Here is a 22,056-nt window from a genome sequence, read left to right as displayed (position 1 = left end):
TTTATACTCCCTGGCAGGCTCTGAGAATCATCAGACCGGCAGAAAGTATAAATATATGTATGCGGCGGCGGCCCCAAAAAATACTGGACGCAATCTTTTATCTAAACCCCGGTTGCTTAACCCTGATTCCGCAGACGCTGAAGCGCTGCCCCCACCTGATGTTCAATCCAGCGCGGCAGCAGCGGATGCGGCAGCAGCGTCCGGCCGGAGTAGGCATAATCGAGCCCTTCCAGCCGCTGCGGGATGACAACCTTGGTGAAATACCCCTCACTTAAAAAGAGCGGAGCCACCAGTACATCATGGCCCTGCTCCTGCCAGTACTCTACTCTGCTCCTTACACTGTCCGGGTTCAGCAGTCCATAATCAGCCGCAGCCAGCCCGCTTAATTCCCGTACCCGCGCCGCGAGCGAGGAGATCCCCTGCTCCCAGCGCTGCCGGAAGCCCTCATGCCTGCTGCCGTGACCGACAAGCAGCAGCGTCTCCCGCTCCGGATGCTTCGAGAGTCCGCGGAGCTTATCCCAGATCATCAGCGCAATGTCCGGATCGTCGTCGACGGGATAGCCGAAGTGAATCTGAGCTGTAACCCGGAAGCGTTCCAGGTCCGTCTCCCGTTCAGGAACCGGCTTAGCGCCCAGTGCATACTCTATCTCATCGATATGCGTACTGCCGGAAGACACAAACAAGGGGATCACAATAATATCTGTGACCCCTGCATTTTCCAGCTCGTCTATACCGTCCTGAATCAATCGTCCTTCTACCAGCTCCAGAAAAGAAACCGCCACGGGAAGCTCTTCCCCCAGCGATAAATGACTAACAGCCTCCTCAACGATCGACACCCAGGTCTTGTCGCGGGAGCCGTGACTGATCATCAGTACGCCCGGAAGCATCGGTTACCGGCCCAGACGTTCCAGTGTTAGCTTGTAGCCGTCATTGCCATAGTTCAGGCAGCGCTTCACACGGGAGATGGTGGCTGTGCTGGCACCTGTTTCGGCTTCAATTTGATTGTATGTAGACCCTTTGCCCAGCATCCGCGCGACTTCAAGGCGTTGCGAGAGCGATTGAATTTCGTTCACCGTGCACAAATCATCAAAGAACACATAGCATTCTTCCATATTTTTCAATGTTAAAATAGCCTCAAATAATTGATCGATACTTTTATCGTTTAGCTTCTTAAGCTGCATCGTTTATCATCCCCTAAAAGTTTGGTCAGCATTAGCATCACTGATTAGGCTTCGTACAAAATTGGATACTCGGAAGCATAAACTTAATGTGACTATCTTGCCTCTACTATATTGCACTGGAGCACATTTTTCAAGCATTAACGGTTTCACGCTGTAAAGAACGAAAATGATGGACAAACGTCCACCCCGGGCGCACACCACTAATGGGGCCAACGGCCTTCTTCCGCAGCTTCATAGGATTTACCGCCTTAACTATAGTACTACAAAACCTCACGAAATCAAGCATGGACACGGTTTCTTCACTTCCAGAGAGTACCTGTAGGCATTCGCCCTTTTCCGCTAGTATCCCGGTTACCCGGGCATTCGTCTATACCGTATGTTCGCCCATGACATACAGTATAGCAAACCACTAACGAAGGAATGTGATATTATGCCTGATCATTACTATAATCATTCCCGCAGGGAAGGGCGTTCACTGGCTGAGCCGTACAATCCGTCACCCTATCCGGGCCTCTCTTCCTACGCGCCTGCCCCGCTTCCCGGAGAACCCGGAATACTGCCTGCCTTCGGTGCTGAAGTTGCCGATACTGCACTTGCTATACCCGCTGCCGAAGCTGCTACTGCGAAGGCCGGCGGTCTGCTGGGCGGACTGGGCAACCTCGGAAATCTCGCGAATATGGAGCAGATCAAGGGAATTGTTGACCGTATGGGCGGGATCGACGGGATTGTCAACTCCATGGGCAAGGTGCAGAAGGTCATGCAGGGCTTCTCACAGATGGCTCCGATGGTGAAGCTGGTGATGGGCAGTTTCGGCAAAGGCAAGGGAAGCGCAGCGGGAGCACTTGCGGCTGAAGAAGATGCAGCACTGTATACCCCCAAACGGCGCAAAAAAAGACGCCCAACCACGCAGCGCCGCAAAAATACCTCCAAGAGCCGCAAATCCGGGGCCCCTTCCTCCGTTAAGCGCCGCCGTTCTTAAGCGGCGGCGTTTAACACGCCTTGTCTGTCTGCCGCCGGACCACTGTCCTCCATGAACAACGATGCGCTGCCAGCCAAAGCATTTCTTGTCAGACGCCGGTCCCTGTCCGGTTCTCTGCACGGTTTCACTTAAACCAGCCGCTCCGCCGGAACCATCTGAACATTCCCACTCCCAGCACCAGCATCAGCAGCAATACCGCGAAATAACCATAATCCCAGTCCAGCTCCGGCATCACCCTGAAGTTCATCCCGTAGATTCCGGCGATCAGTGTCAGCGGCATAAATACGGTTGTAATCACCGTCAGTGTCTTCATAATGGAATTCATCCGGTTGGAGTTGAGCGAGATGTAGCTGTCACGCAGATCGGCGGTCATTTCCCGGTCAACTTCAATCATGTCGGTCAGCTTCAGCAGATGATCATAAATATCACCGAAGTAGATCCGTTCTTCCCCGTTGCTCTGCACATGCTGCGAGTTGACGATCCGGTACATCAGATCACGCATCGGCACGATGGTCCGGCGCAGCTTGAGCAGTCTTCCGCGCACGTTGAACACCTGACTCATCAGCTCTTCCACCGATTCACTGTCGCTCTTGCTCTCCAGATCTGCCAGTTCATCCTCCAGGGTGTACAGCGACGGGAAATACCTGTCGACCAGCTTGTCCATTACCGTGTAAGCAGCAGCCATCGGCCCGCCCGACCAGCCCTTACGGCTATGAATTTCAGCTTGGACCATCTGCCACGCTTCCTCCATTTCCGATTTATTCTGGTGATGGTAGGAGACGAGGAATTTTTTGCTGAGAAAAAGGTCGACCTCTTCCGCCTCCAGCGTACGCTCATTAAGCGCATGCAGCACGAAGAACTGCACATCCTCGTAATAATCCAGCTTCGGACGCTGCAGCACATGCATACAGTCTTCAATGGCCAGCGGGTGAAAATGAAAATAAGTGTCCAGCAGCAATGTCTCTTCTTCCGTAGGCATGGCAAAATCCGCCCAAATCCAGGCATAGTTATCCAGCACTATACTCTGAAGCGGCAGGTCAGTCAGCACCTCGCCCTTATGTGTTACCGCAAGCGTTCGTATCATATATGAGTCCTCCACCTTATCCTGCTATCCGCCTTGCAACTACCCGTTGCCTGTCGGCCTGCTACTATTGTAACGCATTAGGTTTACTATTATGAAACTTCTGTATCCGCCCGGACTCCTGTTATCTCAAAAAAATAACCGCCAGTCCGCTGACAGCGGTTCCGGAGGTTTATTCTTTGCTTCATTTTCCGTATCAATCCTGTTCTAACGGCCCATCCCCTCCAGCACTTCCAAATGAAGCACCTGCAGGAACTTCTTAATGTTCACCTTCACCTTGCCGGTATCGCGGCCTTGTTCAATTTCTTTCATCTTCAGGCGCACTTCTTCAAAGTCGAAATACAGCGGCGCATAATGCTCGAACTTCGGATTGCCGTAATCCGTCAGACCGATGGAAGCCAGATTGGCAAGTCCGGCCGCCAGCGCCCGGCGCAGCCGCTGTTCAATGGCTTTGACTTCTTTGGCAGCATCGGCCGGCACCGGTTTATATGTAGCGGCTGCCATTTCGTATAATTCCTTCAGCGGCGGAAGGCTCCCGCTGTTCTCACCCGCCACCGCCAGCTCCATGATGGTGATAATATCCCGGCTGCCGTTCTCCGAGATCATCCCCATATTCATCAGAATCGGCTGGATAATCTCTTTGACGGAACGTTTGCCGGATGGCATCTGCGGCATTCCGAACTGCAGACCCTCCAGCTTGCCGAGCGTCAGCTTGATCTCATCCAGATAACGGCCCATCGCATAACGTTCATTTACTTTATACAGCACGGATTCGACTTCAATCTTGTTGATCGGCTTACGGATGAAGAACTCAATCCCGCTTTTGTACGCGCGGCTGACCATATCCCCGTTCTCAATCTGTGAAATCATCACGAACTTGGACCGGCAGCCCTGCGCCTGGAGGGAAATGATCGTCTCAATACCATCCTGGTCAGGCATCAGCAGATCCATCAGCACAATATCCGGCGTCTCGCTCAGGATCAGGGATACCCCCTCCTGCCCGCATTCCGCCGTACCCACCACTTCACCGAGTCCGCTGTCCTCAATAATATGCTGTAGCATTCTTCTCGCCGACGCGTCGTCATCTACAATACAGAAAGAAAGCGGCATTCTTATTCCTCCTTCCGCAGCTTTGCACTCGGCACTATAATCTGGAACATGGCCCCTCCGGCATGCGATGCCGGCTGAACGTTAATCGTTCCCTCGAACATATTCACTATATCCCGTACATGAGAGAGTCCAATCCCCGTTGCGGCGATTCCCTCTTCATCAAATTTCGTAGTAAAACCCGGCTCGAACAGCAGCTCCAGGTCACGCTTTTGAATTCCTGCCCCGCTATCGGTCACTGTAAAAATGGTCATGCCGTCCTTCTCGTAAGCATCCAGATTGATGCTGCCTTTACGTTTGATGACTTCCACCGCATTGGCGGTAAGGTTGTTAAGCAGAGTCAGCAGAGGAATGTAGCTGTCGGTTGTGTAATCGGAGGTAATATGAATATGGAAATTGATCTGCTTGCCCAGCATTTCGGCGTATTTGGCATTGCTTTTGACCGTGAACCGCAGAACTCCTGATAACGGCATATCACCGGTAACCTCACGCTCCACCAGCTTCACAAGCCCGGCCAGAATCCGCTGGGAATCCTTCTTCACCTCATGAATCTGCTGTGTAATATCCAGCACCTGCCGGCTGTACGGCTCCGGTCCTTCCCCGGCCTTCAGATGGCGGTACAGCTCGAAGCTGTTTAGTGTCACATTCTCCAGTGTCCCGATCGACTTCTTCAGGTAGAATACTTCGCCGTACAAGCCGGAGCCGAATCCGAGCATCTGCTCAATCCGCTCATTCTGCTCACGCTCCCTGATCCGCATCTGGCTGACGGAGATACTGCTATATACCCCGGTCGTGAAATAGGTACGCAGTACTGCTATCGCCATCAGATAGGTCCACTCGTTGAGCCGGAATGACGCCGAATCCAGCACTATCAGCCGGGTCAGCAGCTCCATTTCGTTCGACAGGAGATCAATCAGCGCGGCAACGGCGCCAAGCACCAGCGGATGGAAGGTATCGAGCCGGCTTTTGATGGCATGCATCAGCAGGGCAAACACAATATAATAGACCATTGCGGAGAAATGACTGTTTAAGCTCTGCTCGAACGTCAGTCCGCTTCCTTCCACTGCATCCATCGCCGTCCGGAACAGCAACACGACCACACCCGTAGCAATACCAGTGCTGATGTAAGGCAACTGCCTCATTAAAAGCAAAAACAGCAGAAAAGCGCTGCTGCCCATTGCAATCCGGAAAATGTCCCCGTCAAACGGATTTATTTTGAATTCACCGGCTACAGCCGTAACGACCGCTACCAGCAGAATCTGTGCAACTCTCATTCTTAGTATAGATTGTCCCATCGCCACTGCTCCTGCCTAGCTATGTTGACAATTATAGTATCATAACCGCACTTTATTTTATACGGCTCAGCCCCGATTCTATCCTATTTATGCTGTTTTGTTCTCAAGTCTTCTGGAGAGCATGGACAGCAGGAAGTTCACGGTGAAATAGATTAGTGCCACAAGCGCGAGCGTCGGTATAGCATAGCCATAACTGTGCCCGATTACGATATTGGCATTATGCATCAGCTCCGGCAATGAAATCACCACCGCGAGTGAGGTATCCTTCAGCAGCGAAATGAACTGGCTGACCAGTGGCGGAACCATCCGCCGCAGCCCTTGGGGAAGCACGATATGCCACAGGGTCTGAAAATTGCTGAGGCCGGAGGAACGCGCCGCCTCGATCTGACCTTTATCAATGGACGTTAATCCGCCACGGACAATCTCGGCGATCATCGCTGCCTCGAATATCGTTAGTGCTGCAATCGCCGCTGTAATCAGCCCGAGCTTGATCCCGACCTCCGGCAACGCGAAGCGGATGAAGAAAATAATCAGCAGCAGCGGCAGATTACGGATCAGCTCGACCAGATAGAACATCACCGGAGACAATACCGGCACCTCCGAATAGCGGATGACTCCAATAATACAGCCAATAACAAAACTCAGGATGATCGATACAAAAGCCACGATCAGCGTAATATACAGTCCGTCCAGCAAAAATTTCAAATTATCGGCGGAGTATGCACCAATAAAATCCATGATATCCCTCCTTTATGCTATGAGTTGCTTCTTAATATTTGCGCTGCAGTCTGCGTTCCCACACACGTACGCCGTAGCTGAGCGGAAGGGTAAGTACCAGATAGAACAACGCCACGAAGATATAGGTGTCAAAGGTACGGTAAGTCTCTGTTGAAATACTGTCCGCAAAGTACATCAGATCAAGTCCGGCTACCAGCGTCAGCACCGAGGAGTTCTTGATCAGGTTGATGAACTGGTTGCCGAGCGGCGGGATAACCAGCTTGATCGCCTGCGGCAGAATGATATGCAGCATCGTCTGTATGTAGCTTAGACCGGATGAACGGGAAGCCTCCATTTGTCCCTTGGGAACGGCCATGATTCCGGCGCGGATAGCTTCGGCGATGAAGGCCGAGGTGTATACCGCAAGTCCGATCGTTCCTGCCTTGAAGCCGTCCAGCGTGAAGCCAAGCGCAGAAGGCCCGTAATAGAAGATGTACACTACAAGCAGCAGCGGGATATTCCGGATGAATTCGACATACGCGGTTCCGAACCAGCGCAGCGCTCTCACTGTAGTAATGCGGAAGACGGCAATCACCGCTCCGATCAGGAAGCTGCCGATCAGGGCCAGAACACTGGACAGCACTGTACCATAGAAGCCCTCCATGTACAGGCCGAAATAATTCGTTAATATTGAAAATTCCATAGATTTCACCTGCCTCTACCCCAAGATGAGTTCGTTCTTGCTCCGCACATTAACCGCTCCTATAAACAAGCAGAAACGGCAGTGCCATCCTTATGGGATGGCATCCGTTTCTGCGATTAATATAAAGCAGGTTATTAAGAATGCTGAATCTTAGCCTTAGCACATGCTTATTTCGCTGGAGCTTTACCAATCCATTTCGTATAAATGGCATCATACTCACCATTTGCTTTCAGTTCAGTCAAGGTTTCATTAACTGCTTTAACAACATCGGTGTTGCCTTTTTGTACCGCAATGCCGTATGGCTCATCGGTGAACGGCTCGCCTACAACCTCATAGCCCGGATCTTGCGAAGCCATACCGTACAGAATTGCATCATCTGTAGTCAGTGCATCCCCTTGACCGGCCTTCAGGGCGCTGAAGGCATCCTGGTAGTTGTCGAATTCAAGCACGGTTACACCCGGCACTTTTTCTTTGATATTCTTAATGGAGGTTGCACCTTTGGAGCCCAGGATCTTCGTATCTTTCGTTACGTCATCCAGTCCGGTAATCGGACTGCCCTTCTTCACCAGCAGGGATTGCCCCGCCTGGAAATAGACGTCAGAGAAATCAACTTCCTTCTTGCGTTCTTCAGTGATGGTCATGGTAGCTACAACCATATCGATTTCGCCGTTATTCAGCATCGGAATGCGTGTCTTGGAGGTTACTTCCTTCAGCTCGATCGCGTTCTCGTCACCCAGAATTTTTTTGGCGATGGCTTTGGAGATATCGATGTCGAAGCCTTCCACGTTGCCGGATGCAGGGTCCTTCAGACCGAACAGGCGGGTGTCGTACTTCACGCCTACGAGCAGCTTGCCGCGTTCTTTGATTTTGGCAATCGCCTCAGAGTCAGTAGCCGTTCCAGCAGCGTTACCCCCTGCGGCATTGTTACTCTTGGCGTTGTTGTTGCCGCAGCCGGCAATCACGAGCATAGCAGCGATCATCAGTACGCTTAACATTTTGAAGCTTTTGGACATTTTCATTTCTCTTTCCTCCCCTGAATCTATATATTTGTTTAATGACTTAATACACGGCTGAGAAACGTTCGTGTCCGGTCTTCACGCGGACTGGCGAAGAATTGCTCCGGCTCCGCCTCTTCCACGATCTGGCCCTGATCCATGAAGATTACCCGGTCGGCCACTTCGCGGGCGAAGCCCATCTCATGAGTGACCACAACCATCGTCATGCCCTCGCGGGCCAGGGTCCGCATCACATCGAGTACTTCCCCGACCATTTCCGGGTCAAGCGCCGAGGTCGGCTCGTCGAACAGCATAATCTTCGGCTTCATCGCCAGCCCCCGGGCAATCGCCACGCGCTGCTGCTGTCCGCCGGACAGCTGTGAGGGATAGGACTGTGCCTTATCGGCAATCCCGACCTTTTCCAGATAATACATCGCCGTCTTCTCGGCTTCCGCTTTACTTAATCCAAGTACTTTAATCGGCGCCAGCGTGATATTATCAATCACTCTTTTGTGCGGGTACAGATTGAAATGCTGAAAGACCATTCCGATCTCTTTGCGCAGCTTGTTGATATCTGTCTTGCGTTCATTTACAGTTATACCGTCAACGGTTAGTCCGCCGCTCGTAATGGTCTCCAGACGATTAATACAGCGCAGCATGGTGCTCTTGCCGGAGCCGGAAGGACCGACTACGACAACCACTTCCCCTTCCTGAACATGCAGGTCAATTGCTTTCAGTACATGGAATTGTCCGTAATGTTTGTCTACCTGATGAAAGTCGATCAACGACAGGGCCTCCTTTGTATATCACTATGTGTTTGTCAGCTATGGTAACACTTAAAACACACCTTACTTTAGAGACTACCGAAAACTACAACATACTACGAAAACCTTTAATTCTTCATGTCATTTTCTTTTCTAAATGTGACGTATTTCATTTTCTTTTTATCCCTATTAATGTTTTTTATCAGTTCGCTGTAACTTTTTGTGACATTCCTCTCTTGAAAAATGAACAACACAAAAAAAGATGTCCGCAGCCATCCATGGCTTTCGCGACATCTTGTTCAGGCAATCTATTCTATTCAGATCTAGAAAAAGATCTTGAAGATAACTCCCGCCAGCACTGCGCTGATCGGAATCGTAATGAACCAGGTCACAACGATACGTCCGGCCACTCCCCATTTCACAGCGGAGAAGCGTTTGGCCGAGCCTACACCCAGAATGGATGAAGTGATGGCATGTGTTGTACTTACCGGCAGATGCAGCAGTGTAGCTGAGAAGATAACGGATGCGGCCGAAATATCTGCTGCGAAGCCGTTAATCGGCTCAATTTTGAAAATCTTGGTACCCATGGTCTTAATGATCTTCCAGCCGCCGATTGACGTTCCGAGCGCCATGGATGTAGCCGCCGCAATCTTAACCCAGAGCGGAACCTCCATCGACTCGAGCCGTCCCGAGGTAACGAGGGCAAAGGTGATAATCCCCATCGCCTTCTGGGCGTCATTCGTACCATGCGTGAAGGATTGAAGCGCCGCCGTAACGATCTGCATCGAACGGAAACCCTTATTGACCGTGTGCGGACTCCGCTTCGCGAAGATCCATTTCAGGATCGTCATTACGACATAACCGATAGCAAATGCGATCAGCGGGGAGAAGATCAGCCCCTCTACAATCTCAATGAAGCCATGCCATTTGATATGTTCTGTGCCTGCTCCTACGTATACAGCACCGGCCAGAGCGCCGATGAGTGCATGGGAGGAAGAGGAAGGAATTCCGAGCCACCAGGTGACCAGATTCCAGATAATCGCTGCAATGAGCGTCGCTATAACGATGTCTATCCCGTTATCCAGGAGTGTCGGGTCGGTAATACTGCCGCCGATCTTCTTGGCCACACCGGTAAACATCAGCGCCCCGATAAAATTCATGCTTGCTGCCATCATAATGGCGGTACGCGGCTTCAGCGCGCGTGTAGAGACGGAGGTAGCGATTGCGTTAGCCGTATCATGGAAACCGTTGATAAAGTCGAACGCCAGCGCAAGAAATATTACAAAACCTAGTACATATATAGATGTATCCATATTTCAGAGCCCCTTATGAATTGCGCATGATGATCGATTCCAGCATGTTGGCTACGTCTTCACATTTATCCGTGGTCGTCTCCAACCGCTCGTACAATTCTTTGCGCTTAATCAGCTCAATCGGGTCTTTTACAGTTTCGAACAGGGCCTTGGTACAGATACGCAGCACTTCATCGCCTTGGTTCTCCAGATCGTTCAGACGGATCGTGTATTCACGAATCGCCAGCAGCTTCTTCTGGGAGAGCAAATGAACCGCTTTTTGGATTTCATACGCACTTTGACGCAGAATTTCCGCGAACTGGACGATATACTCATCCGCATCCAGCAGATTATACATATAGAAACGCGAGGCAGAAGCCTCCAGACCATCAATAACATCATCCATGCTTGTGATCAGGTCCATGATGTCGTCACGTTCCAGCGGCGTAATAAAAGTTTTGTTCAATTCCTTGATGACGGTGTGCGTGTAGGTATCGCACTGGGATTCGTATTTCTTCATCACCCCGGCGAAATTCTCAACATTGTCCTGGAGAGTCGAAATATTCTGAGCGAAGTAATCTGCCGCCTGAACAATGGTATCAGCCATGTTTTCCAGCGTCTCAAAGAATATATCCTTTTTTCTCAACTTCATTAGCTTTAAACCCCTTTACATAAAATTGCCGTGAAAACGTGAAGCCACCCAAATGTAAACAGCATGAAAATGAATGACAACCCTTGTTATCTTATCATATCAATAGAATGGATAGAAGTAAAAAACCGAACTTTTTTACACTATAATAACAATTCCCTCTAATTGCGAAAATAATCATATGAACGGCTATTTATCCGGCACTTATCAGGTGGGACTAGGCTCCAGCGCATAATCGACATGGCTGCTGAAGGATGGACTGTTCGGTACAATCAGAATATGCGTTACGCCGGGGTACATCAGCGCCTCCTTGCCGTCCTCTTTCACGAACCGGATGATGTCTCCGGGTCTGCGCGACCATTTGCCGGCAATAGCCGTTCCGCGCTGGAACAGCAGTGCTTCCCCGCCCAGCTCCACATCCACCTGCAGCCTGCCGACATCGTCGAGCACCTTATGGTCAGAACCCATTACGATTACATTCGCCGCTTGCACCGGACTGGCGTTGTTCAGATCCAGGTGCGGTTTACCGTTCACCCACCGGACATATGTACGTTGCTCAGCATTATATTTATAGCCCACCGTATAGCTCTGCAGCAGGAATTTCACATTGAATTCCAGAGCAGGTTGTCCTTCCGTAGGAACATAATCCGGATCTGTGAAAAGCAAACCGGGAACCTCCACGCTATCGGCAAATCCCAGCTTCTCTGCCCCTTCCCGCAGCTTGGCGGCATTGCTGTACAGATTGTGCGGGGCTTTACGCTCCTTGTCCCGCCAGAAGTAGGCTCCTGCACGGCCAATCTCGTCCATGTCTTCCTTCTTCTCCTTTTGCAGAATGGCATAAGCCGCAGGACTGCCTCCGGCATGTACGGTCACACCGCCGTAGCTCTCGCCAATATCAAGGAGATAGGGTCGGATGCTGCGGATCGGGCCGATCTTCACCACCCCGGTATGACTCTGGAAGATTCCAATTAACCGGGTAATCCCGCCCTCCGCCAGTACCTCGTACAGAATATCCGCTTCGCTGACTCCGGATTGCGGCCGGGCGGCCGGGGCATTATTGATCATGACTGCCAGCGGCCGGGGCAGCGTTCCATCCGTTGCCGGAAGACCCGTTAAACCGGATACCGTTCCGGCGGAAGGCGCTATTGTCGGAGTGGGCTGCGCAGCTTCTGTCGGCTGCGGTTCAGCTGTAGCTGTAGCGGCCGCTGTCGGCACAGGCACCGTTACAGCATTCTCTGTTCCACAGGCGGAGAGCAGGGCAGCAGCAAGGACAAAGACATATAAAGGGCGGGCTGAAGTCCGGTTTATGGTCATAAACTTGTTGTTCCTCCTAAAGTTTTGTCAGTACGCTTTCTTTCATTTAATCATAGCTGGCAGAGTTTGTCTTGAGCCCACCGGAAATTCTGCACACAAAAAAGGATACAGCCATGAGTGCGGCTGCATCCTGCATTTATTTGTGTATTAGTCGACCATCCAGCAGTTCAGGCTCAAGGTACCGTACTGGTACGCCTGAATCATTAACTGTGCCCGTTTCCCTTCATCGGCTGCCCCCATCACGTAGAAGAGCGGCACGAAATGTTCTCTTCCGTAGGCGGGAACGGCTTCCCGCACATGCGGGGCCTGCTTCTCAAAGGCAAAGAGTGAATCCAGATCCCAGGCTTCAAGCCGCCCGGCGATCCAGGCATCGAAGTCGAGCGCCCACGGTTCCGGCTGATCATCCTGCTTCAGCAGTCTGAGATTGTGGACCAGTCCTCCGCTTCCGATCAGGAGAATTCCTTCATCGCGCAGCGGGGCCAGCATCCGTCCGATATTGTACTGCTCTGCGGGAGAACGCATCGAATCGACGGATAAGGCTACGACCGGAATATCGGCCTGCGGGAACATTTTTTTCAGAATGACCCAGACCCCATGGTCAAGGCCCCGGCCGATTATAGGCTGATGACAAAGATTGCTATCCTTGAAGAGTGCGGAAATCCTGCTGCTTAACGCGGGATCGCCCGGGGCCGGGTAGGTCAGCTTATACATCTCTTCCGGAAAACCATAGAAATCATGCTGCGTTTCATGCTGTGCGTCCACTGTAATCAGCTGCTGGGGACTGTCCCAGTGCGCCGAGAAAACTACAATGCCGCGGGGCTTCCCCAGATCAGAACCCAGCCGCTCCAGGAAACGTGTGTATTCGTTATCCTCAAGAGCCAGCAGCGGAGAGCCATGCGCAATAAAAAATGCCGGTAATTTCATAGGGTGCCAACCTCCATAACCCAGTATATGGTCTGCCCCTTTATTTTACCGCTTATTCTTAAGTATTGCACGCACGGGACTTCTCCTATATCATCCAGTTCTGCCATTCCTCCTGCAGATGCTCCTGCTGATTCATCCATTCCTTGGTGCGCTTAAGCACCTGCTCCTGTGCCGCACCTGACGAGAATGTATGGTCACCCTGGAAAATAATCTCCTTGTCGCAGCGGCCTTCAGGACGTGTCCAGAACAGCTTCTGATAGAGGAAGGCATAGTCAACGGGAATGACATCATCGGAAGTTCCGTGGATGACAAGCACATCGCCGCTGAACTTCCCGGCCTCCTGGAACGGCTGGAACGCCGCCAGTGAGTTGAAGTACACCGGGGTAAACGAATACCCGGCAAAATCCGCCGAGCCGCTCTTCACCGACCGGTCATAGGCTTCCCTTCCGACTATCTTTACGATATCATTGAACGGATAGCCGACCGCAGACCACAGTACGAGGTTCTTCACCCTCCGGTCACGGACACCGGTCAGCAGCGCTACCGCACCGCCCAGACTGTGCCCGATCAGCGTGACACGCTGCGGGTCCACATCGGCCGAGCTGATGCCGTAATCCAGCACCGCCCGGGTCTGGTCGATCATCGACTCCATATCTTCACTCCCGTAATTACCGGTGCTCTCCCCGCAGCCTGCATAGTCAAAGCGGATAACCATATAGCCATCCTGCGCCAGCTCACGGGCTGCCTTAACAAAGATCCGGTCTACACCAATCCGGCTGCCCACGAAGCCGTGGCAGATCACTGCAAGCGGAACCCGGTTCTTGCATCGTCCGGTTCCTGCCTTGTCTGCGGATGGATAGTGTATGCTCGCTGTCAGTTCCTCACCTTTATGCCGGATGATAATATTCCGTTCCATTGCTGCGTCCTCCCCTGGAAGCTGATTTATTTTAAATTATAACAATTCCGATTAATTTAGTATGATTAATTCTTATTATACGATTTTCATTAATTTCTTGTCAACAACCATAGTCCTACGGCTTTCCCGAAAAAAGCCCCTTCCGCTCCCGCAGGAGCAAAAGAGGCCGGGGTGAAGCCTGAACTTCACTCAGTCATAGCTGTCGTGAAACATATCATGGGTCTCCTGCCGGCCTTCCCAGTCTTCAAGCCCGTTCTCCGGTGCCGCGCCCGCAGCATCCCAAAGGCTGAAGCCGTCAGAATTGCCCCAATCTCCTACTTCATTAGTCGGCGCAGGCGCGAAGCCGTCGCCCACAAACTTGCCGGGTTCCTGTTTATTCTCCTGTTTCATAACGCTCCCTGCCTTCCTCTAGCTATATTGGTGAAGCAACCACCTCTTCAGTGTTCACTCTTCCAAACGGATTATTCAGGAATGGCCGAAAGATCATGAAGTGATATCTTCTTATCTGCCGTGCAAGGGTTGTCCTTGCACACCACTGCTGCACAAACGTATACTCTAGGTTAAAGGCTATCCTGATCAATCCACCTTGGAGGTATGCGTTCACACTATGAAAGTCAAAGCTATGATTAAGCAAAATAACCTGCTGCGTGAGCAGATGACGCCATTTAACCGCTCTTTCTTTGAAGATATGATTCTGGCCATGCGGGCCAGCTCGGTAGACTCTGTCCGTGCAGAGGAGCTGCTGCTGGAGGCGGCTGAACTGCTGCTGAAGGGGCAGGCCAAAGGCAGGAATGCCAAGCAGATCTTCGGTGAGCATCCCGGAGATTATTTCAAAGATGTGATGAACAGCAGTCCTGCGCGCTCTCCGCGAAGCAAGCTGAAGAACTCTCTGATGATTTCTTTGTCGGCTCTGACCATCCTGTTCGGTGTGATGGGCGCAGCCGGGCTGATCATGCAGTGGAGCGGCGGCCCGGATGAAATCTTCGGCCAGATCAGCATATTCACGCTTATTGTGGTAGGCATCGGCTCGATTGTTCTGATTGAGCTTCTTATGAAATGGATGGCCTCCTTGTCTGAGGACGACAGCCCGAAGCCCAAGGCTTTTGATATCAAAGGACTGGGAATCTATGTCGGAATCGCAATTGCTGCGGTATTTGCCGGAATGTTCCTCGATAATCTGTTTCCGGTCATCCGGATTGCACCTTGGGTCAGTCTGGTTCTTGCCGCAGCTGGCGGTCTTGGACTGAAATTTATATTCTTCAAATCATAGAAGCTATATTCAACATTTATTCCACACAGGAGGAGAGTTGTATGAAAAAGCACGTCGTTCTAACCGCCGCCATTGCCCTGCTCATGGGACTGCAGGCAGCCATCTCCACCCCGGCTGGTGCTGAGAGCAGCCCCAGTAGCGGCACAGACACCGCCGGGGCAGCTGCCAACGCTAAGGCGGGGGCAAACGGTGCGGCCGTCCTCAGCCATGCAGAGGCTGTCTATAAGGCTGCGCTGCCGCTGTTCTCCTCAGGCAACGTTTCCGGGGCTATATCTTATATGAATGCTAATCTGTATGCTGTCACTCCCTATCAGGCGACCGTTCTGACGCTGCGGCTCGAGAACCTGCACAAATCCCTCCTGCCTTCCTGGGAGAAGAAATTCAGCAGCAGTGATGTTCAGCGGAAGCTCCTCTCCGTTTATAAGGCGGGAGTGAGCATGGTCAAGCTGGCGGAGAGTACGGAGAATGCTTCACTGCGTGCGCTGCTGAGAAGCGCCGGAGAGAGCGGATATAAGCTGGAGACGGCCGAAGGCACTTTTTTTCCGGTTATTGATTATGCAGCTTACCGCAAATATAAATTATACGTCACGGATGATATCCGCGATTATATAACAATAATGGCGACCGAGTCGGATCTGCCTCCTTCCAAGGATAACGGGCTGGTGATTGCCTGGGGGGATGTCGCTTCCCGTGCACTGACCCAGGAGCAGTTCATTCAGACCTACCCCAAATCCAACCGGCTATCAGCCGTCAAGACACTTTATAACATGTACGCTGTGAATACATTCTACGGCCAGAACAACACGCCTCTCTTCCATTACGATAATCTGGAAATGGATCTGGAGGCGCAGAAAGCCTACAGCAGCATCTTGTCCAAGAATAGCGGCACCAGCCCCTTCCTGCAGAAGCTTGACGGCTTCATGAAGCTGATGAAGAGCAACGGCTATCTGCTGGATGATGACGCCGAGCAGTATCGGAAGACTGAGGTGCCCCAGTCCTGATAAGCGGATTACATCAGAAGCACCGGATGTGCGCAGCATCCCGCTCTTATTACCATGAAGAAGACCCGCCCGGGTTGAACCCGGGCGGGTCTTCTTCATATCCATATCAATGTGTTGAAGGATTACATTAAATCAGCATGCTGAACAAATTGACATCCTTGTTGATCTCTACGTAATCTACGCCCTTCTGCTTCATCCGCTCAATCAGCGGGGCGTAGGCATCTGTAGACATCAGCTCAATGCCCACCAGTGCCGGGCCGTTCTCCTTCTCGTTTTTCTTCGTGTATTCGAACCGGGTAATGTCATCGTCGGGTCCCACCACTTCAGCCAGGAATTCACGCAGGGCACCGGCGCGCTGCGGAAAGTTGACCATGAAGTAATGCTTAAGGCCTTCGTAGATCAGGGAACGCTCCTTGATCTCCTGCATCCGGTCGATATCATTATTGCCGCCGCTGACGATGCAGACCACGCTTTTGCCGCGGATCTGATCACGGTACATGTCGAGCGCAGCAATCGGAAGTGAACCTGCAGGCTCCACAACAATCGCGTTCTCGTTGTACAGCTCCAGAATGGTTGTACAGGCCTTGCCTTCCGGCACTTTGACTACATCATCCAGAAGCTGCGAGCAGATGTCGAAGGTCAAGCCGCCGACACGTTTCACCGCCGCACCGTCCACAAACTTATTGATTTCCTTCAGGGTGATCACCTCACCGCATTCCATCGCCTCGCTCATGGAAGCTGCTCCGGTAGGCTCCACGCCGATCACCTTGGTCGCCGGGCTCACGGTCTTCACATAGGTGGCAACACCTGCTGCCAGGCCGCCTCCGCCAATCGTAACAAATACGAAGTCCGCGGGCTTGTCCAGACTCTCCATAATCTCCATCGCAATCGTCCCGTTGCCGGCAATAATGCGCGGCTCATCAAACGGGTGAATTAGCGTCATGCTATAGTCAATACACGCCTGCAGCGCTTCATCGTAAGCATCGTCGAAGGTGTCTCCTTTCAGAATCACTTCCACGAATTCGCCGCCAAAACGCCGGACCTGCTTAATCTTCTGATTAGGTGTGGTGCTCGGCATAAAGATCTTGCCTTTGATTCCGAGTGCCTTGCAGGAATAAGCCACACCCTGGGCATGGTTACCCGCACTTGCACAGACAATCCCCTTGGCTCTGTCCTCATCGGACAGACTGCGGATCATATTGTAGGCTCCGCGGATCTTGAAGGAGCGTACAATCTGCAAATCTTCGCGTTTCAAATACACATTACAGCCGTATTTAGCTGACAGTACCGCATCCAGCTGCAGCGGCGTACGGACGATAACCTCCCGCAGCACATGATGTGCGCGTACAATATCTTCCATCCCTACGATCCGGTTTTCGCCTTCTCTCATCTTTTCCTCGCCTCACTGTCTCTTTCTTATCGTTTCGCTTCTTGTAACATACTCTTCCAAGGACATTTTTTCAAGCCTTGTCCTCGCCACACAATACAGCATCCACTGCGGGTGGAATCTTGCAACTCCACTCCTCCATTCCTAAGTTCATCTTATATAGTTGTATAATGTGCAATTAAAAACAGCGAAAAGGGAGGCTTGCCCCTTATAACTGTATTCTGTACAACTAAATCCGCCCGAATGGGCAAGATCCCATCTACATCGGGCTTTTTAGTTGCACGAAATACAACTAAACGGATAATTGGTGGAAAATCAGACGATTTAGTTGTACAAAGTGCAATTAGGCCCACCGGACACTCCTAGTCATCTACCGTAATCGGATCACTGCATTTCTCCCCCTAATTTCCTCATATCGCACGCCAAACGCCCGCCTATGCTTACTCTCCATACCCAACAGCAAACAGCCCTGCCATACATCAGCAGGACCGTCCCTAACTTGCTATATCTACACCTTAAACCGCGATACCGTCTGCAGCAGCTGCGCCGAGCTAATCTTAATTTCTTCCATTTCAGCAACGATGCTGCCGGATTTGCCGATAATCTGCTCTGCCTGGACGGCGATGACCCCGGCCCCTTCTGCGCCCTCATTCGTTGCACTTCCCGTCTCGCTGATCGCGGTCAGCATGCTCTGAATGGAAGCCAGCAGTTCCTCTGAGGTAGCACTGAAGTCCGTTACCAGTTCATCAATATACTTGGCATCCTCACTGTACAGCTCACCTGTTTCCTGCATCGCATCATAATCCTTCAGCACCTGCCGGTCCATGAAACGCAGCATATTCTCAGCGCCTTCGATCAGATTGGACACCGCCTGGACTACCGCTTCGGTAACTCCCTGGATTTCCGTCACCGTCTCCCTCGAGTTATCTGCCAGCTTACGGATCTCCTCCGCCACAACGGCGAACCCTTTGCCTGCATCTCCGGCCCTCGCAGCCTCAATGGACGCGTTCAGCGACAAAAGATTGGTCTGGGCGGCAATTTCCAGAATCGCTCCCGAGAGTGCGCCTATCTGCGAGATCGACTTCGACTGTTCAATGGCCGAACGCAGCTTCTCTTCACTCTGACCGTAGATATGATCCGCCTGCCTGCGCGATTCTACGGCTCCCTCTTTCAGCTTATCCGCCCGCACATTAATTTCCCTGGCCGCATCTGCACCCTCTTGGGCTTTGCGGGCGATACCGTTAATGGCATGCTCGAATTCGATCGTGCTGGCATTCATTTCTTCCATGGAAGCCGCCGTCTGCTGCATACCTGCTGACAGTTCTTCCGTAATCCCCGAAATATCGGTGATGCTGCCGTCGAGCACGAACACATTCTTCTCCGTATTCTCCACTGCGCCAGAGATGCTCTGCGAGCTGCGCATGATTTCCTTAATCAGCGACTGCTGTGAGGAGATCATATCGTTGAAGCCCTCTGCCAGTACGCCGATTTCCCCTTTGGCTGTAACCTTCGCTCTCACCGACAAATCGCCGGTCATCGCTTTTCTGAACGCAGCCGTCAGAACCGGTATCTGCTTCAAAATACTGTTGGAGACAAAATACAGCAGTACGGACATCACGACAATCGAAGCAATAATCGAGAGAATAAAGATCAGCTCGAATTTCTTCAATTCCTGCTCCGCATTTTTCTCCGGCACAATCAGCGCCACGGACCACTGGTTCTCTACAGCCGGCGAATACGACACATAGCTGGCCTCGCCGTCAATATCGGTCTTCATCACATTCGAGCCCCACTGCACCATCTTATCCCCGACAGCTTTCCAGTCTTCGCCAAGATCAGACATCTTCTTCAGCAGGATGTTGTCCGTATCCGGATGGTAGATGAAGGTTCCCGTCTTATCAATCAGTACGGCATACCCGCTGCCATTGTAATTAAAAGCGCTCAGCGCCTGGGTAATCTGCTCCGTGGAGATATCCGCACCCGCCACACCGATCAGCTTACCGGCATCATCGAGAATCGGTGCGCTGACACTGACAACCATTTTGCCCGATCCGGCATCAATATAGGGGTCTGTAACCGTAACACGCTTATTCTTGGCAGTATTGGCATACCAGCTGCGCTCCTTCAGAACGAAATCTGCCGGCGGCTCGAACTCATCCTGTGTAATCACCTTGTTCGCAGCATCCAGACCTATATACACGTTAAGCAGGTTCTTATTGTTATTCTTGATCAGATTCAGGGTACGAATCAGTTCACTATATCCGCTGGTGGTCTTCGCTGTCTCCGGGTCATTCACACTGGTGATGTAGTCACGGATATAGGCGTTGGCATTCAGAAGCTCCACACTGTCCGATGCGGGCTGCAGCAGCTCATTAACCTTAACGCTGATGTCTCCTTTCTCATAAGTTAGCGAATTATTCAGCCCGTCCACGATAATCTGCTTGGCATTACTGTAGATCACTACGGATACAATAACGAAAATAACAACTACAGAGATAATCACCGACAGAAACAGCTTGGCGCGAATCCCCATATTGCTAAAAGATGATGTCAGCAGCTTCCATCCGGAGGATGAATGATTCCCCTCAATTCCCTTCCTTCCATCGCCTTCCGGCTGAAGCATCGGCGACTCCTCCACAGCGCTAAGCTCAGGCTTCGCTATGTTCGTGGCCTTATCTTTCTTGCTCTTCTTCAGTGCCATAGGACTCCCCACCTTCAAATGTAAATAGGCTCAGGCAATACTCTTACTCGAATGCTCCCTGTCTTTTCGACTTATTTCTGCAAAAAAACTCTTTATCCCTTTAACGTTTTACTTCGAGCTGTGAAATAAGTGTGACCATGTCAGGTATTTTCAGAAAAACACAGCATTAAACAAACATTTCCCTTTAAAAACGGGCTTCTTTTACTAGGTTTATCAGATAATTTAGGTCCTCGGGTTAACTCATGTCAGGTTATCTACAAAAAAACACAGCCCCGGAGGACTGTGTTTAATATTCCGTATATAAATTCTATTGTTTCAGCATCCATTTGAGCAGATCCGGCATACTTGCCCACAACCGCGAATGCATAATGACATATTCAATGGCTTCATTGGAATCGCCCATTCCGACAAAATCCGGGAGATTATGCGGCAGCCGCTTCACACCCAGCAGATAATCAGGCACATGCTTGTTCACACCGCGCGCTACACGGTACAGCATCTTAAGCTGCGAGGTAATTCCGTTCTTCTTGTACTCCAGCACAATCCGGTCATAGGCAAAAGCTGCTGCGGCATCATCTTCCCCATATTTCTTGATCACCCGTTCCGCTTCCTTCAACTGGTTGCTGTACAGGTAGACAGCGGCCAGAAGATAACGTGCTCCGGTATTGTCATCCGTGTTAAGCTCAAGGATATGCTCCAGCATTTCCGCCGCTTCCTCTGCCTTTCCGCCGAACCAGCAGGATTCCGCGTAGCTTTGGCAGATACGGATATAAGGGCGGGTCTCATGAAACCCCCAGAAGTATCCTTTGTGCTTGGCAAAATAAAGCTCGCCCAGCTCACGCCGGCCTGCTTCGATTCCCGCTTTGAGAAATTTACGCGCCTCATGCTCATTCTCCGAATCCTCGGCCAGAATAAGATAAGCCTCCGGGCTGTCCGGATAAATCTCCAATGCCGTTTCGGCCAGCTGAACCCGGCGTTTCGCAGAAGTGGCTTCCATCGCTTTGTGCAGAAGGGAATGCGCCTTCTCCTTGGGAGTGCCCGGCCCATTCAACGCGATCAGCTCATCAGCTTCTCCGCCCATTCCGTATTCTTCGACATAATTATATATTTCTTTGACCTTGCGGGAGATCGTGGCAGACGTAACCTCGTATTTATCGGCAAGATCAGCGTGCGACAGCATGAAGCCGTATTCCTCTGACAGCAGATATTCGATCGCCGCGCAGAACGAGCCGGCTTTCTTCACCGCAGGTTTGGTCTGCCGGGAGAAACCATTCCACAGCACCAGGGCTTCCAGGATCAGTTCCCGGTCGTATTGATTTCTCATGCTCTCAATGAGCTGCAGCGCAAGCTGTTCATGGGCCGGATGCTCCCATTTCAGTTCACGTGAGACCATCTTTTTCAGCTTGGGCAGTGTAAGCTTACTCTCGGTACGTACAGCGGGCTCCACTGCTGACTGTTCCTGTCCGGATTCGCTGAATACGGCCTCTTGTGCGGCCGCATTCTCCGTGGTTACAAGCCGCAGTATGGACTCCACCGCTGACGTTTCTTTATCCAAGCAGCATTTCTTATATTTTTTCCCGCTTCCGCATGGGCATAAGTCATTTCTTCCGACCTTACTCAAAAACAATTCCCCCTTAAATCTGTAACTAAACAAACATCCGTAAAAAACGGCATCGCTGTTATTGTACTTATTACTTAAGTATCATTTCCCGGCACGGGGTTTTCTATATCCCCTGAACATTCAGCAAGTGGAAACGGCTTGGCCGTCCTGTTAAGGACA

General features: G+C 51.4%; 22 protein-coding genes. 3 read left to right on the top strand and 19 right to left on the bottom strand.

Annotated features, from left to right (window positions below; all coding sequences use genetic code 11):
- Positions 1-116 precede the first annotated feature (116 nt).
- Positions 117-887, bottom strand: a complete 771-nt coding sequence (locus PBOR_RS03480; protein ID WP_042210489.1) for a sirohydrochlorin chelatase — start codon at positions 885-887, stop codon at positions 117-119.
- Positions 888-890: 3 nt separating this feature from the next.
- Complete coding sequence (locus tag PBOR_RS03475) at positions 891-1,181, bottom strand: YerC/YecD family TrpR-related protein (RefSeq protein WP_019913624.1); 291 nt, start codon at positions 1,179-1,181, stop codon at positions 891-893.
- Between the two features lie 430 nt (positions 1,182-1,611).
- Between PBOR_RS03475 and PBOR_RS03470 the strand changes: the two genes are divergently transcribed.
- Positions 1,612-2,160 carry a hypothetical protein gene (locus tag PBOR_RS03470; RefSeq protein ID WP_042210487.1) on the top strand — a complete coding sequence of 183 codons (549 nt, stop codon included), beginning with the start codon at positions 1,612-1,614 and terminating at the stop codon, positions 2,158-2,160.
- Here PBOR_RS03470 and PBOR_RS38290 read toward each other — a convergent pair.
- The 14 genes from PBOR_RS38290 to PBOR_RS03405 form a co-directional block, all read right to left on the bottom strand.
- A complete protein-coding gene (locus PBOR_RS38290) occupies positions 2,157-2,288 on the bottom strand; it encodes a hypothetical protein (RefSeq protein ID WP_281192265.1) in 132 nt (43 codons plus the stop codon). The two genes, PBOR_RS03470 and PBOR_RS38290, sit on opposite strands and share 4 nt — an antisense overlap.
- Positions 2,285-3,244: a magnesium/cobalt transporter CorA gene (gene corA / locus PBOR_RS03465; protein WP_042210486.1), complete on the bottom strand. Its 960-nt coding sequence runs from the start codon at positions 3,242-3,244 to the stop codon at positions 2,285-2,287. The genes PBOR_RS38290 and corA overlap by 4 nt, the downstream gene beginning before the upstream one ends.
- Before the next feature lie 204 nt (positions 3,245-3,448).
- The gene (locus PBOR_RS03460) at positions 3,449-4,351 is read right to left on the bottom strand and encodes a response regulator (protein ID WP_042210485.1); all 903 of its coding nucleotides are present in this window, start codon (positions 4,349-4,351) and stop codon (positions 3,449-3,451) included.
- Between the two features lie 2 nt (positions 4,352-4,353).
- The gene (locus PBOR_RS03455) at positions 4,354-5,643 is read right to left on the bottom strand and encodes an ATP-binding protein (protein WP_042210484.1); all 1,290 of its coding nucleotides are present in this window, start codon (positions 5,641-5,643) and stop codon (positions 4,354-4,356) included.
- A gap of 87 nt (positions 5,644-5,730) precedes the next feature.
- Positions 5,731-6,381 carry an amino acid ABC transporter permease gene (locus PBOR_RS03450; RefSeq protein WP_042133429.1) on the bottom strand — a complete coding sequence of 217 codons (651 nt, stop codon included), beginning with the start codon at positions 6,379-6,381 and terminating at the stop codon, positions 5,731-5,733.
- 31 nt (positions 6,382-6,412) lie between these two features.
- On the bottom strand, positions 6,413-7,063 hold the full coding sequence (locus PBOR_RS03445) for an amino acid ABC transporter permease (RefSeq protein WP_039298474.1): 651 nt from the start codon (positions 7,061-7,063) through the stop codon (positions 6,413-6,415).
- A 167-nt stretch (positions 7,064-7,230) separates the two neighbouring features.
- The gene (locus PBOR_RS03440; RefSeq protein WP_042210483.1) at positions 7,231-8,082 is read right to left on the bottom strand and encodes a glutamate ABC transporter substrate-binding protein; all 852 of its coding nucleotides are present in this window, start codon (positions 8,080-8,082) and stop codon (positions 7,231-7,233) included.
- 32 nt (positions 8,083-8,114) lie between these two features.
- A complete protein-coding gene (locus PBOR_RS03435) occupies positions 8,115-8,843 on the bottom strand; it encodes an amino acid ABC transporter ATP-binding protein (protein WP_042210480.1) in 729 nt (242 codons plus the stop codon).
- Between the two features lie 302 nt (positions 8,844-9,145).
- Complete coding sequence (locus tag PBOR_RS03430) at positions 9,146-10,135, bottom strand: inorganic phosphate transporter (RefSeq protein WP_042210478.1); 990 nt, start codon at positions 10,133-10,135, stop codon at positions 9,146-9,148.
- A 13-nt stretch (positions 10,136-10,148) separates the two neighbouring features.
- Positions 10,149-10,766 carry a DUF47 domain-containing protein gene (locus tag PBOR_RS03425; protein WP_039298293.1) on the bottom strand — a complete coding sequence of 206 codons (618 nt, stop codon included), beginning with the start codon at positions 10,764-10,766 and terminating at the stop codon, positions 10,149-10,151.
- Between the two features lie 204 nt (positions 10,767-10,970).
- Complete coding sequence (locus PBOR_RS03420; RefSeq protein WP_042210476.1) at positions 10,971-12,077, bottom strand: DUF3048 domain-containing protein; 1,107 nt, start codon at positions 12,075-12,077, stop codon at positions 10,971-10,973.
- 147 nt (positions 12,078-12,224) lie between these two features.
- Positions 12,225-13,001, bottom strand: a complete 777-nt coding sequence (locus PBOR_RS03415; RefSeq protein WP_042210474.1) for a DODA-type extradiol aromatic ring-opening family dioxygenase — start codon at positions 12,999-13,001, stop codon at positions 12,225-12,227.
- 85 nt (positions 13,002-13,086) lie between these two features.
- Positions 13,087-13,917, bottom strand: coding sequence for an alpha/beta hydrolase family protein (locus PBOR_RS03410; protein ID WP_042210473.1), 831 nt, complete (start codon positions 13,915-13,917; stop codon positions 13,087-13,089).
- Positions 13,918-14,106: 189 nt separating this feature from the next.
- Positions 14,107-14,307 carry a hypothetical protein gene (locus PBOR_RS03405; protein WP_042210472.1) on the bottom strand — a complete coding sequence of 67 codons (201 nt, stop codon included), beginning with the start codon at positions 14,305-14,307 and terminating at the stop codon, positions 14,107-14,109.
- A gap of 232 nt (positions 14,308-14,539) precedes the next feature.
- Here PBOR_RS03405 and PBOR_RS03400 point away from each other — a divergent pair, with 232 nt between their 5' ends.
- The gene (locus PBOR_RS03400; protein WP_218918879.1) at positions 14,540-15,187 is read left to right on the top strand and encodes a DUF1129 family protein; all 648 of its coding nucleotides are present in this window, start codon (positions 14,540-14,542) and stop codon (positions 15,185-15,187) included.
- A 41-nt stretch (positions 15,188-15,228) separates the two neighbouring features.
- Entirely contained in the window at positions 15,229-16,188 is a 960-nt protein-coding gene (locus PBOR_RS03395) for a hypothetical protein (protein WP_052429312.1), read from the top strand.
- A gap of 127 nt (positions 16,189-16,315) precedes the next feature.
- On the opposite strand, the gene ilvA is transcribed toward PBOR_RS03395, so the two are convergent.
- From ilvA to PBOR_RS03380, 3 genes are all read right to left on the bottom strand, one after another.
- The gene (gene ilvA, locus PBOR_RS03390; protein ID WP_042210469.1) at positions 16,316-17,578 is read right to left on the bottom strand and encodes a threonine ammonia-lyase IlvA; all 1,263 of its coding nucleotides are present in this window, start codon (positions 17,576-17,578) and stop codon (positions 16,316-16,318) included.
- Between the two features lie 505 nt (positions 17,579-18,083).
- Positions 18,084-20,276, bottom strand: coding sequence for a methyl-accepting chemotaxis protein (locus PBOR_RS35210; protein ID WP_052429311.1), 2,193 nt, complete (start codon positions 20,274-20,276; stop codon positions 18,084-18,086).
- Between the two features lie 307 nt (positions 20,277-20,583).
- A complete protein-coding gene (locus PBOR_RS03380) occupies positions 20,584-21,897 on the bottom strand; it encodes an SEC-C metal-binding domain-containing protein (RefSeq protein WP_042210468.1) in 1,314 nt (437 codons plus the stop codon).
- Between the last annotated feature and the right edge of the window lie 159 nt (positions 21,898-22,056).

It is taken from the genome of Paenibacillus borealis (genome assembly GCF_000758665.1).
Classification (GTDB): domain Bacteria; phylum Bacillota; class Bacilli; order Paenibacillales; family Paenibacillaceae; genus Paenibacillus_AQ; species Paenibacillus_AQ borealis.
Note: the sequence above shows the minus strand (reverse complement) of the source record. Positions and strands in the feature narration are given on the sequence as shown.